The 12,005-nt window shown below is 39.1% G+C and carries 12 protein-coding genes; all 12 read left to right on the top strand.

Annotation, left to right across the window (positions count from 1 at the left end; genetic code table 11):
* Nucleotides 1-98: 98 nt before the first annotated feature.
* Complete coding sequence (locus tag AKG39_RS01115; protein ID WP_050738520.1) at nt 99-968, top strand: DegV family protein; 870 nt, start codon at nt 99-101, stop codon at nt 966-968.
* A gap of 246 nt (nt 969-1,214) precedes the next feature.
* Nucleotides 1,215-1,718, top strand: a complete 504-nt coding sequence (locus tag AKG39_RS01110; protein WP_050738519.1) for a QueT transporter family protein — start codon at nt 1,215-1,217, stop codon at nt 1,716-1,718.
* Between the two features lie 9 nt (nt 1,719-1,727).
* Nucleotides 1,728-2,222, top strand: a complete 495-nt coding sequence (gene queF, locus AKG39_RS01105) for a preQ(1) synthase (RefSeq protein ID WP_423230031.1) — start codon at nt 1,728-1,730, stop codon at nt 2,220-2,222.
* Nucleotides 2,223-2,690: 468 nt separating this feature from the next.
* Nucleotides 2,691-4,184, top strand: coding sequence for a CYTH and CHAD domain-containing protein (locus tag AKG39_RS01100; protein ID WP_050738517.1), 1,494 nt, complete (start codon nt 2,691-2,693; stop codon nt 4,182-4,184).
* Between the two features lie 77 nt (nt 4,185-4,261).
* A complete protein-coding gene (locus AKG39_RS01095; protein ID WP_160316131.1) occupies nt 4,262-4,417 on the top strand; it encodes a hypothetical protein in 156 nt (51 codons plus the stop codon).
* Between the two features lie 226 nt (nt 4,418-4,643).
* A complete protein-coding gene (locus AKG39_RS01090) occupies nt 4,644-5,444 on the top strand; it encodes a hypothetical protein (RefSeq protein WP_050738515.1) in 801 nt (266 codons plus the stop codon).
* Nucleotides 5,445-5,690: 246 nt separating this feature from the next.
* The gene (nadA, locus tag AKG39_RS01085) at nt 5,691-6,599 is read left to right on the top strand and encodes a quinolinate synthase NadA (protein ID WP_050738514.1); all 909 of its coding nucleotides are present in this window, start codon (nt 5,691-5,693) and stop codon (nt 6,597-6,599) included.
* A gap of 14 nt (nt 6,600-6,613) precedes the next feature.
* The gene (locus AKG39_RS01080) at nt 6,614-7,921 is read left to right on the top strand and encodes an L-aspartate oxidase (protein ID WP_050738513.1); all 1,308 of its coding nucleotides are present in this window, start codon (nt 6,614-6,616) and stop codon (nt 7,919-7,921) included.
* Nucleotides 7,893-8,747, top strand: a complete 855-nt coding sequence (gene nadC, locus AKG39_RS01075) for a carboxylating nicotinate-nucleotide diphosphorylase (protein ID WP_050738512.1) — start codon at nt 7,893-7,895, stop codon at nt 8,745-8,747. Before AKG39_RS01080 ends, nadC begins: the two co-directional genes overlap by 29 nt.
* Nucleotides 8,748-8,772: 25 nt before the next feature.
* Nucleotides 8,773-9,282 (top strand): transcription repressor NadR, encoded by a 510-nt coding sequence (locus AKG39_RS01070; protein ID WP_050738511.1) that lies wholly within the window; start codon nt 8,773-8,775, stop codon nt 9,280-9,282.
* A 222-nt stretch (nt 9,283-9,504) separates the two neighbouring features.
* Nucleotides 9,505-10,890, top strand: coding sequence for an AmmeMemoRadiSam system protein A (gene amrA / locus AKG39_RS01065; RefSeq protein WP_050738510.1), 1,386 nt, complete (start codon nt 9,505-9,507; stop codon nt 10,888-10,890).
* Nucleotides 10,887-11,717 (top strand): AmmeMemoRadiSam system radical SAM enzyme, encoded by an 831-nt coding sequence (gene amrS / locus AKG39_RS01060; protein ID WP_050738509.1) that lies wholly within the window; start codon nt 10,887-10,889, stop codon nt 11,715-11,717. The genes amrA and amrS overlap by 4 nt, the downstream gene beginning before the upstream one ends.
* Nucleotides 11,718-12,005 lie beyond the last annotated feature (288 nt).

Raw genomic sequence — 12,005 nt, 5'->3', positions numbered from 1 at the left:
ATTTTAGAGTAAAATAAATGAATTAACAGAAAATTTTAGAAAAAACTTTCTGATAAATTAATCAATGAAATTTCAGAATAGATATAAGGAGAAAAGCTATGAGTTATGAAATTGTAACAGATTCATCTGCAAATTTGATCGATGAAATGATTGATCAATACAATATTCATATCATTTCATTAATATTTAGAGTTGGAGAAAAAGAATTCCATAGTTATTCTAAAGATGAAAGAACGGATAACAAAAAGTTCTATGAAATGATGAGAAATGGTGAAACCATCAGTACTGCCAGTATCGATTTAGAATTATGTAGAAAAATATTTGAGGACATATTAAAACAGGGGAAAGATGTTTTGTATATTGGATTTTCTTCAGCTTTAAGCGGTTCATACAATGCCGGAGCTTTAGTTGCAAGAGAACTTCAGGAGATCTATCCGGACAGAAAAATACTTGCTGTTGACTCTTTGGCAGCTTCTATGGGACAGGGTCTTCTGGTCTATTATGCCGGAGAACAAAAAAGTCAGGGAAAATCCATTGATGAAGTCACAGATTGGCTTTTAAACAATCGATTGAACCTTTGTCATTGGTTTACTGTAGACGATTTAGTTTACCTGAGAAGAGGTGGGAGGATCTCTCCAACAACCGCATTTGTCGGCACTGCATTGGGAATAAAGCCCATTATGCACGTGGATAATGAAGGTAGACTGGTTCCTGTCGGCAAGGTAAGAGGCCGACACAAATCCCTTGATGCACTTGTGAAAGAAATGGAGGCGACCTGCATTAATCCAACCGAGCAAATTATCTTCATATCGCATGGGGATTGCATCGAAGATGCCCAATATTTAGAAAAACTTGTGAGAGATAAACTCAAAGTTAAAGATGTGATTATAAATTATGTGGATCCGGTTATTGGGGCACATTCCGGTCCGGGGACTATCGCTCTGTTTTTTCTGGGAACTAAACGATAATTGATTGATAGAAATAAGAAATTATCATAAAACTGAGTAAGAGCTGCTTGCTTTGTTAGCAGTTGTTATGTTAAAATTCAATTATAAGTTAATATAAGACAGTTCGTAACCATCCTGTCTATAAACAAAACTAGGACCAGCTATTTTTTAGCTTTTTTAAAGGTGCCTATGTACCTTTTTTTGTTGTTGAAAATTGTTTTATTTTGGGATGGGTGAACTCTGCTTATTAAAAAAAGGAGTAGATTTATGGAAAATCAAAAACAAGCAGTTTTGAAGAAAGACGTATTTTCAAATGTCAGGAAACTGACGGTTTCGGGAATTGTCATCGGCGTGTACATTGTCGTCATGTATCTTACCCAAAGTTTCGCTTTTGGGCAATATCAGGTGAGAGTCGCCACAAGTATTTATTCATTGGCTGCTATTTATCCATTTTTAATCGTGCCAATGGGCATTGCCAACCTATTAAGTAACACGCTCATGGGCGGCCTTGGACCACTGGATATGATTGGTGGATTTATCGTCGGCCTTTTGACAGCCTCCAGCTGTTATTTTTTAAGGAAGATTAATGTTGTATTGGTCGCAATTCCAATTTTGCTGTTTCCAACGCTTTTAGTTCCCATATGGCTGTCATATTTACTTCATGTTCCCTATGGAGTGCTCGCCCTCAGCATCGGAATCGGTCAGATCATACCAAGTATTCTTGGCGTTTTAATGGTTAAGTACTTAGAAAAACCATTATTAAAGATATAAGGAGCAATGATGAAAAATAGAGATAGAGAAATTGAAGGCTTATCACTGTTGGGAAATCAGGAAGTGAAATATAATTATGATTATAATCCAAAAGTTCTTGAGACGTTTGAGAACAAAAACCAGGAAAATGAGTATTTTGTGAAGTTTAACTGCCCGGAGTTTACAAGTTTGTGCCCGATCACCGGACAGCCGGATTTTGCCACCATTTATATTTCATATGTGCCAAGTGTTTATATGGTGGAAAGCAAATCCCTGAAACTCTATTTATTCAGTTATCGCAATCATGGGGGTTTTCATGAAGATTGTGTGAATACTATTATGAAAGATCTGATTAAATTAATGGATCCCAAATACATCGAAGTATGGGGAAAGTTCACACCAAGAGGCGGTATATCCATTGATCCCTATTGCAACTATGGAAAAGAAGGAACGGATTGGCAAGATACAGCGAAGCAGCGGCTTCACATGCATGATTTGAATCCTGAAAAAGTAGATAACAGATAAATCATCTTGGTAATAACTGATGTTACAATTGTCCCCAGGGCTTACTTTTTTGTTTTTTCTGAGTTTGGGGGTAAAACCGTCCCGGGGACAATGGTAAATCGTTGTCGGCTGCATGATCGGACAAGCTAAAGCCTGTCCGCCATGATGCCGACAACTGATGTTACGATTGTCCCCAGGACTTACTTTTCTATTTTGTCTGCATTTGATTCAAGCCAAAGTAATGTGACAACCCTCATTGCGGATTTTTATTTCATCGTGTTGTGTGCATCAAGGCGAACAGTCGATAGACTGTACGAATTGATGCACACAACTGATAAATAAATGTCCGCAATGAGGGTTGTCTTTTTATGTATATTTTTAATGTTAATAGAAGAAAAAATAGGGTATCGAAATTATAAACAAAGAGTTTTGAAATTAAATGTATGAGATAATGAAATTTAAATAAGTGAGCCAGGAAGGAAAGACGACATGTCAGATAATATTGTTAGGGTATTAAAATTCAGACTCAACGATCCATCCCAATTGGATCAAATAATGGAGGAATTGATTCAGTTTGAAATCTCCGAAGTAACTCAGCCGAGCACTCAAAATTTTGAAGTCACGTATTTTGATACAAAAAACAGAGGATTGCATCATGCCGGCTATGTATACGGTATTTCCAGAAGCGACGATCATTGGCGGGCAACGGTAAAATATTCCGGAGTTTCCGAAAATTCGAATTTTGTGAAAAAAGCACAGGAATGGAACATTGAAATTAAATCTCCAATCCCGGATATCAATTATTTTAGAGATACCCCTATTTTTTATGACTTAAAAAAAGCTCAAAAAAACAAAGAATTAAACCCAATATTCAAAACTAGCTTTAAACGAAAGAAGATAAATCTCCTCTATGCAAATAATAGCTGGATCGAGATAGCCGGGGATATTGGAGAAATATCTGCAAATGGCTTAAGCGAGCCATTGTCAGAAATAAAATTGGAATTGAAAATAGGGAGCATGCTGGAAATGTTGAGATTGGGTACGGCAATAGTTAAAAAAAATATCCTTTTCATGGAAAATAGGACCAAACACTATCGGGGCTTCGTGCTTTTAGGATTGAACGAAAAAAATGATAAAAAAAATACGCTAAATCTTAATCCTAAAGAAAAAATTACGTGGGCCATCGTAAAAATAATGGTATTTGACATTCATGAAATAATGAATGCCCAGGAAAATCTTTTAGCACAACCGGAGGATCCTGAATGTGTACATCAATTGAGGGTTAAGGTGAGAAGGCTTCGAGCAATTTTTACGTTTTTCAGCCCTCTTTTTAATCAAGACGACTATTCGGGGAAGAAAGAAGTACTGGGTAAAATCGGATTAGCGTTTTCAGGAGTACGGGAATATGATGTTTTGCTGGAACAAATAGAAACAATAACGCAGAATAGCATCATACCAACGAATGAGTTCTTAAACTTGAAAAAAGAATTGGAAGCTAAAAGAAAAGAAGAATTAAATAAAATGACTGATTACCTCAAGACTAATCAGTTATTAGCGGTATTGCTGGATCTTTGGGTTTGGCTATTGGAAGATCCGTGGATGGATACAGAACTATTGGATCTATCCATTAAGAAATACGCAAAAATACAGCTTGGGGAATGGTCAAACGATATAAACAAAAAATTAAAAAAAATGGATATGAAAGACCAGAAAAGTATCCACAAGGTGAGAATAAAGAGTAAAAGATTGCGATATGTTTTGGAGCAATTGAAATCCGTTTTGGGCGATGAATCGAAAAATTCAATCATAAAATTCGAAAAACTCCAGGATGACTTAGGGTTTTTCCATGATGTATATATTAACAGACTGTTATTGGAAAAAATAATTGAAGAATCTGATTCGGCTAATCTGTGTTACGAAGCTGGTATGATTTCCGGCTGGCAGACAAATCAGGGAAATACGAGGATGAATAAATACTTATAGAAAAGTCGTATTAACAGATTAATAGAAGCATGAATCCTGTTAGTCCTGAGTCTATTGGTAAAACTATTCTGTCAGAAATGGATACTTTAGACTGTGAAAAATGCAAAGTAAGTCCAGGGGACAATCGTAACATCAGTTGTCTGCATCATGGCGAACAGGCCTCAGCCTGTCCGATCATGCAGCAGACAACGATTTACCATTGTCCCCTGGACGGGGTTACCGCCAAAATTTAAGCATACATTTCTTTGATGATTTTCTTTTGTCCATCTTTAAATAAAATGTTTTTTAATAAAACTAACTATATATTTGGATTGGGTAGTATAATAAAGGGGCAGCATTGAATTAGTAAAGTGAAAAGGGCAAATTAATTTTAATTGTAGAAAGGAAATGCCTAGATTGTAAACGTTTTAATATAGTAGAAGAAATTGATGGAAAAATTGCTTAAAGGAGAATGAGATAATGGTTAATGACGACAGCTCCAAAATGCGGGTAATCCCCTTAGTCAATGGAATCAAGGAAGATAATAATCGGCTGATGTATCTACTTAATATGATGCGGGATGGCTATCAAAATAATCGCTGGAAAAATCAAGAGACTGGAACCATTCAGGAAATTTATTGTGACGGATGCGATTTAAAGCTAAAAAGTCTTTCGCCAACCACCGAACGTCTCGTATGGCTGGTGGAGAATCTAAAAAAAGCCATGGGAAACCGGGAACTTGACCCGGAAAATAAAGCAACAAAGCATCGCAATGAACTGATTGACCATGAAAGCAGAACTTTGTTGGAAGCTAAAACCAATATCCTCAACTACGATGCCAGTAAAAATTTCCCTCATAAATGGTGGGTTCTGGAAAGCAATTCTCAGCCAGATATTTTTATTCTTACCGACAAATATATTTTTGTAGGGGATGTAAAAGGTCCGGAAGAAGCCTTAACAAAAAGCACCAATATGGATATGGACCGCTTACAGCTTGTTCGAGAAATTGAAGGGGCCATGAAATATGAAAAATATAATTATGTTGGCGGAAAACAACGACAGATTATCAGTTTTTATATTGTCAGTGAAGATTTCCTGGGGAGAAATGGTAATAAGGAAGATCTGCAAAAAACCATGAATGGCGACCCATCCATGTGGGATAATTCTCTAAAACATTTATCCCACCAGAGCATTGAAGAAATCAAAGAAACCTACATCGGCTTTACCACCTGGGAAGACATCACCGAAACCCTGGGCTTTATCTTCACCGATGTCCAATAGACAAGGTTTGTTGTGAAAATCGTCCTGGGGACAATGGCAAATCGTTGTCGGCTGCATGATCGGACAAGCTAACGCCTGTCCGAATTGTAAGCACACAACTGATAAATAAATGTCCGCGGCGAGGTTTGTTAATATAAAAGGTTTTAAAATTAACACGTTTGTTTACACAAGACTTGTCAGGTGTAAACAAACGTGTTATAATTTTGTAAAGAATTCTCTTGATTAAAACTAGGAGGCACAACGAAAGTGGAAGATAGTTCAAATAAAATTAAGCGGCTTAAAAAGGAAAAAGGTGCGGTGATTCTAGCGCATTATTATGTAAACGACGAAGTTCAGGCAATTGCGGATTATGTGGGTGATTCCTACTATCTGAGTAAACTGGCGGTTACTGTTCCCGAAAAGGTTATTGTTTTTTGCGGTGTTAGCTTCATGGGTGAGAGCGCTAAAATGCTTAGCCCGGAAAAAACCATTATTATGCCGGATTTATTGGCGGATTGTCCCATGGCTCATATGGCTTCAGCTGAGAAAATAGCAGAAGTTCGGGCAAAATATGATGATCTGGCAGTGGTTTGCTATATTAATTCAACCGCTGAGATCAAAAAATATGTAGATGTCTGTGTGACGTCCTCAAATGCAATTAAAATTGTAAAGGCTTTGCCTCAAAAGAATATTTACTTTGTTCCGGATGAAAATCTAGGACGGTACATTGCCAGACAGGTTCCGGAAAAGAATTTCATCTTTAATGATGGATTTTGTCATGTTCATGATGAAATCATGTCGGATGAGGTTGAAGCTGTAAAAGCGGCGCATCCGAATGCAAAAGTTCTGGTGCATCCGGAATGCACATTGGATGTGATTGATTTGGCCGATTATGTGGGGAGTACTTCGGGAATCATTGAGTATGCAACCAACAGCAAAGATGAAGAATTTATTATCGGCACCGAAATAGGTATATTGTATCAGTTGAAGCAAAAGAATCCGAATAAAAAATTCTATACCGTGAATGCTATGCAGGTCTGTCCGAATATGAAAAGAATAACCCTTGAAAAAGTGGCATTTTCATTGGAAAACATGATCAATCAGATAGAAGTAGACGAACCAACGCGAGTTCAGGCGGTTAAATCACTTGAAAAAATGCTTGAGCTGTCAAAGTAAATGGAGATGATGAGATGAACAGAAAAGCAGACATTATAGTTGTAGGAACCGGTGTGGCAGGTCTGTTCAACGCTTTAAATTTACCACCTGATAAATCGATTCTGATGCTCACAAAAACTGGAGCGGATGCCAGTGATTCCTTTTTAGCCCAGGGTGGTATCTGCGTGCTGAGGGATGAGAATGATTATGACAGTTTTTTTGAAGACACCATGAAGGCCGGTCATTATGAAAATGATCCGGCTTCGGTTGATGTGATGATTCGTACCTCACCTGAAATCATAAACGATCTGATTTCCTTAGGGGTTGAATTTGAAAAGAAAGACGGAGAGTTTGCCTATACCAGAGAGGGTGCTCACTCCAAACCCAGAATTTTATACCACCAGGATTTGACAGGCAAAGAAATTACCAGTAAATTACTGGCGGAAGTGAAAAGAAGGAAAAATATAACGATTATGGAACATATGACTATGGTGGATCTGATTTGTGATGGCAACACCTGTTTTGGAGTTGTTGCCAGTAACGATGACAATGAAATCAGTGTTTTTGAAGCCGACTATGTGGTTTTAGCCACCGGCGGATTGGGCGGTTTATTTGACAATTCAACCAATTTGCAGCATTTAACAGGAGATGCCATTGCTATTGCCCTGAAGCATAAAATCGAACTGGAAAATATCAGTTACATCCAAATTCACCCCACAACCCTTTATTCCAAGAAAAAAGGCAGGCGCTTTCTTATTTCCGAGTCCGTTCGTGGAGAAGGGGCAATTCTTTATAATCAAAAAATGGAACGATTTGTGGATGAGTTATTGCCAAGGGATGTTCTGACCAAGGCGATCCATGAACAGATGAAGGCTGATGGCAGTGATTTCGTGTGGCTGTGCATGATGGGGATTGGCAGCGAGGTCATTAAAAAAAGATTTCCCAATATTTATCTGCGTTGTTTGGAGGAAGGCTATGACGTCACAAAAGAATGCATACCGGTTACCCCGGCTCAACACTATTTCATGGGTGGCATCAAGGTGGATTTAGACAGCAAAACGTCCATGGAGCACTTGTATGCAATCGGTGAAATTAGCTGTAATCGGGTTCATGGTGCTAATCGTCTGGCAAGCAATTCGCTTTTGGAAAGTCTCGTCTTTGCCAAGCGCGCTGCAACCCATATCGTCAGGCATTATGAGCATCTGTCCGATAAAAATACGGTGGTGGATATAAATGATTTCAGAGATTTGGAACAATTACAATCCCGATATAAAAAAATAATATTAGATGAAATAGAAAGGAGCAGTGCTTCTATTGAACGATCTTATAACATTAAAGCTTAATATGGACAGCCTGATATTACAGGCACTGAAAGAGGATATTACCAGCGAAGATATTACCACAAACGCTGTGATTCGTGAACCAAGAAAAGCGAAAGTGGAGTTAATCTGCAAGGAAGATGGGGCCATCGCCGGTTTGGGAGTCTACAAACGGGTATTTGAAATACTCGATCCTGCCATTATAATGAATGCCTTTTTCAAAGATGGGGATGAAGTGAAGAACAATGATTTACTGGCAGTGGTTACAGGTGATGCTCGGGTTTTGCTTTCAGGCGAGCGAACAGCCTTAAATTATCTTCAGCGCATGAGTGGCATCGCCACCCATACCCAAAGGCTTGTGAAAATACTCGCAGGATCAAAAACAAGGTTATTGGATACACGAAAGACAACTCCAAATATGCGGATTTTTGAAAAGTATGCGGTTAAAGTCGGAGGAGGATCCAATCACCGTTTTAATCTCTCCGATGGTATTCTGATTAAAGACAACCATATCAACGCTGCGGGAGGGGTCAAGCAGGCCATTACATCCGCACGGGAATATGCTCCTTTTGTGAGGAAAATAGAAGTTGAAGTTGAGAATCTTGAAATGCTGCTGGAAGCTTTGGAGGCAGGTGCTGACATCATCATGCTTGACAACATGGATGATGATACGATGAGACGGGCGTTAGAGATTATTAATGGCAGAGCTCAGACCGAATGCTCAGGAAATATAACAGAAAAACGCCTGGCAGAAATTGCGGAAATGGGTATTGATTTTGTCTCCTGCGGCGCTTTGACGCACTCATCGCCAATTCTTGATCTATCCATGAAAAATCTGGAAATGTTATAAACAGCAATTTAGGGTGGTGGGAGAAATGAAACGAGAAAACAGATTAGAAGCTATTATCAATGAGCTGAGGGCTTCAAAAGAACCCCTATCCGGGGCAACCCTGGCAAATCTATATCAGGTCAGCCGACAGATCATTGTCCAGGACATCGCCTTGCTAAGGGCATCCAATTATGATATCATTTCTACAAATAAGGGCTATCTTCTGATAGATCCTCCCGGGAAGTATAAAATTTTCAAAGTTTATCATAATATAGAAGAGATTGCCGACGAACTATATACCATTGTTGAAGCCGGTGGACGAGTGAACGACGTTTTTGTCATTCATGAAATTTATGGCGAAATTAGGGCGCAATTATGGCTTACCTCAAAAAGCGATGTGGATAATTTTGTGACGAGTTTGGCTGAAGGTAAAATTAGCCCTTTAATGAAGCTTACCGGTGAATATCATTTTCACACCGTGGAAGCATCATCAGACAGGGTTTTGGATTTAATCGAACGAAAACTTCGAGAAAAAAACTATTTGGTGGAAGTTTAATCCTCTTAACTAAGCTGGTCGATCAGAGTAACTTTATAAGTTGCAGCTGACAGATCAGCTTTTTATGTTCAAAAAATAAATTGGTTGATTTTTTTGCGATTACGGTTTAATTTCTTAAAAAAAAGGTATACAACTATGATATAGACGTAAAAAAAAATTTTTTGAATAGTAATCAGTTTGTTTAGAATGCTTAAGTAAATAAAAAGAAAAGAGGACAGGAATATGTCATTAATTGGTGCTTTTATTGTTCCACACCCGCCGCTGATCGTACCAGAAGTTGGAAGAGGACAGGAAAAAGAGATTCAAAAAACGATTGATGCTTATAAAGAAGTTGCTCGCAGAATAGAGAAATTGAAACCGGATACTATTATTGTGGTAACCCCACATTCAGTGATGTATTCTGATTATTTGCACATTTCTCCCGGGGAACATGCAGTTGGCAATTTTAAGGAATTTGGTGCTCCCGGGGTACAGATAAAAGTGGATTACGATAGCGAATTTGCAAAAAGACTTGCTGATCTTGCCGAAAACGAAGGCATCAATGCTGGAGTCCTGGGAGAAAGACACAAGGAACTTGACCATGCAACCATGGTACCACTTTATTTTATAAATCAATACTATCAGGATTATAAGGTCGTACGTATTTCACTTTCCGGTCTTTTACCCATTACCCATTATCGTTTTGGAAAGTGTATTTTAGCAGCAGCCCAGGAAACCGAAAAAAAAATACTGATTGTTGCCAGCGGAGATCTCTCCCATAAACTCATAGCTACGGGGCCCTATGGCCTGTCTAAAGAAGGTCCGATTTTTGACCATGAGGTCACTGAGGCAATGGCAAATGCTGATTTTTTGCGATTCTTGACCTTTAATGCGGATTTTAGTGAAGCAGCCGCGGAATGCGGTTTGCGTTCATTTATTATTATGGCGGGAGCATTGGATGGAAAAGCAGTCTCATCGGAGCTGCTTTCCTATGAAGGTCCCTTTGGTGTGGGTTATGCAGTAGCTGCTTTTCTTATTACCGGTGAGGATGAAAACAGGCATTTTGATGAAATTCTTGAAAAAAAAAACAAAGCTGATCTTGAGGTTCTGAAAGAAGATGAAGACAGCTATGTTAAACTCGCCAGACAGTCATTGGAGCATTATGTAAAAACCCACCATCCCATAAAGCGGCCTGAAGGAATTAGGGATGAACTTATCAATCGAAAGGCCGGAGTCTTTGTTTCTTTAAAAGCAAACGGTAAACTGCGGGGCTGTATCGGCACGATTTCGCCTACCAAGGCAACAGTTGCGGATGAAATAGTTTATAATGCTGTGAGTGCCGGAGCAAGAGATCCCCGATTTCATCCGGTGACAGAAGACGAATTACCCTGGCTTACCTATAGTGTGGATGTGCTGGGAGAGCCCCAGCCGATTACATCGATGGAAGAACTTGATGTGGTGCGTTATGGTGTTATTGTTAGTACCGAAGAAAAACATGGATTGCTTTTGCCTAATTTAGAAGGGGTCAGTACCCCAGAGCAACAGGTCAGCATTGCCCTCCAAAAGGCCGGGATTTCAGAAAAGGAGAAATATACAATGGAACGCTTTGAAGTGGTGAGACACAAATGAGTAAGCTAATGTGTAAGCTTTGCCCGCATAAATGCAAACTTGATATCGGTCAGATTGGCTTTTGCCGTGCCCGAAGCAACAAAGAAGGGATAATCACGGCCATTAATTATGGACTTGTTACGTCCATGGCTCTTGATCCCATTGAAAAGAAACCATTGTATCGGTTTTTACCCGGAACCCAAATTCTTTCGGTGGGAAGCTTTGGCTGCAATCTTCGCTGCCCATTTTGTCAGAACTATGAGATTTCAATGGCTTGCAAAGAGGATATACCTACCCGGTACGTTAGTCCTGATGAACTTGTGAGTGAGGCTCTGTTACTGAAGCCTCAGGGGAATATCGGCATCGCCTATACTTATAACGAACCATTGGTCGGTTATGAATATGTAAGAGACTGTTCAATGAAAGCCAGAGAAAAGGGCTTGAAAAATGTGCTGGTCACCAATGGCTGCTTCTATGAAGAACCGCTAAAGGCATTGTTGCCATTAATTGATGCATGGAATATTGATCTTAAAGCCTTCACCGAGAAGTTTTATCGAAATGTCGGCGGCGATTTAGAAACCGTCAAGCAGTCGATTATGCTTGCTTCAGAAAACAATCACGTAGAAGTCACGACCCTGATCATTCCAGATGAAAATGACAGTGAGGAAGAAATCAGAAGCATGGCTCAGTGGCTGGCATCCATTCGCCCCGATATTCCACTGCATTTATCCCGATTTTTCCCATGCTACCATATGACCGATAAAAACCCAACGGAAGTTGCCACGGTTTATGCTCTAGCCGAAATCGCCCGGGAGTCATTGGAATATGTGTATGTCGGAAATTGTTAGCAGTAACGCCATCGTTAAAATGGCTCTTTGAAAAATACAATACAGCTGTAACACAGAGATCTATTTTCAATTCATATAAAAAGCTGGTTTATTGAGTAACTTTATAAGTTGCAAAATTATGCCGGCTTATTTAATTACAGCTATTGAGTTAAAGTAAATTAGATGATTACGAAATTAAAAAGAGACGAACAATCGTTGCTTTGATGCTAGTTTTCACAAACAATTTTGTAACGTCGAGGCGGACATCTCGAAGAGTGTCCGACGTAGAGTGGAAAAATTGTTTCGTGC

Source organism: Acetobacterium bakii (assembly GCF_001263355.1).
Lineage (GTDB): Bacteria > Bacillota > Clostridia > Eubacteriales > Eubacteriaceae > Acetobacterium > Acetobacterium bakii.
This window is presented reverse-complemented; position numbering and strand designations above follow the sequence as displayed.

Bases quoted from the DNA above. Each gene is read 5' to 3' on its own strand.
- AKG39_RS01115 (WP_050738520.1), top strand. From the start codon at position 99: ATGAGTTATGAAATTGTAACAGATTCATCTGCAAATTTGATCGATGAA.
- AKG39_RS01110 (WP_050738519.1), top strand. From the start codon at position 1,215: ATGGAAAATCAAAAACAAGCAGTTTTGAAGAAAGACGTATTTTCAAAT.
- queF (WP_423230031.1), top strand. From the start codon at position 1,728: ATGAAAAATAGAGATAGAGAAATTGAAGGCTTATCACTGTTGGGAAAT.
- AKG39_RS01100 (WP_050738517.1), top strand. From the start codon at position 2,691: ATGTCAGATAATATTGTTAGGGTATTAAAATTCAGACTCAACGATCCA.
- AKG39_RS01095 (WP_160316131.1), top strand. From the start codon at position 4,262: ATGGATACTTTAGACTGTGAAAAATGCAAAGTAAGTCCAGGGGACAAT.
- AKG39_RS01090 (WP_050738515.1), top strand. From the start codon at position 4,644: ATGGTTAATGACGACAGCTCCAAAATGCGGGTAATCCCCTTAGTCAAT.
- AKG39_RS01080 (WP_050738513.1), top strand. From the start codon at position 6,614: ATGAACAGAAAAGCAGACATTATAGTTGTAGGAACCGGTGTGGCAGGT.
- AKG39_RS01070 (WP_050738511.1), top strand. From the start codon at position 8,773: ATGAAACGAGAAAACAGATTAGAAGCTATTATCAATGAGCTGAGGGCT.
- amrA (WP_050738510.1), top strand. From the start codon at position 9,505: ATGTCATTAATTGGTGCTTTTATTGTTCCACACCCGCCGCTGATCGTA.
- amrS (WP_050738509.1), top strand. From the start codon at position 10,887: ATGAGTAAGCTAATGTGTAAGCTTTGCCCGCATAAATGCAAACTTGAT.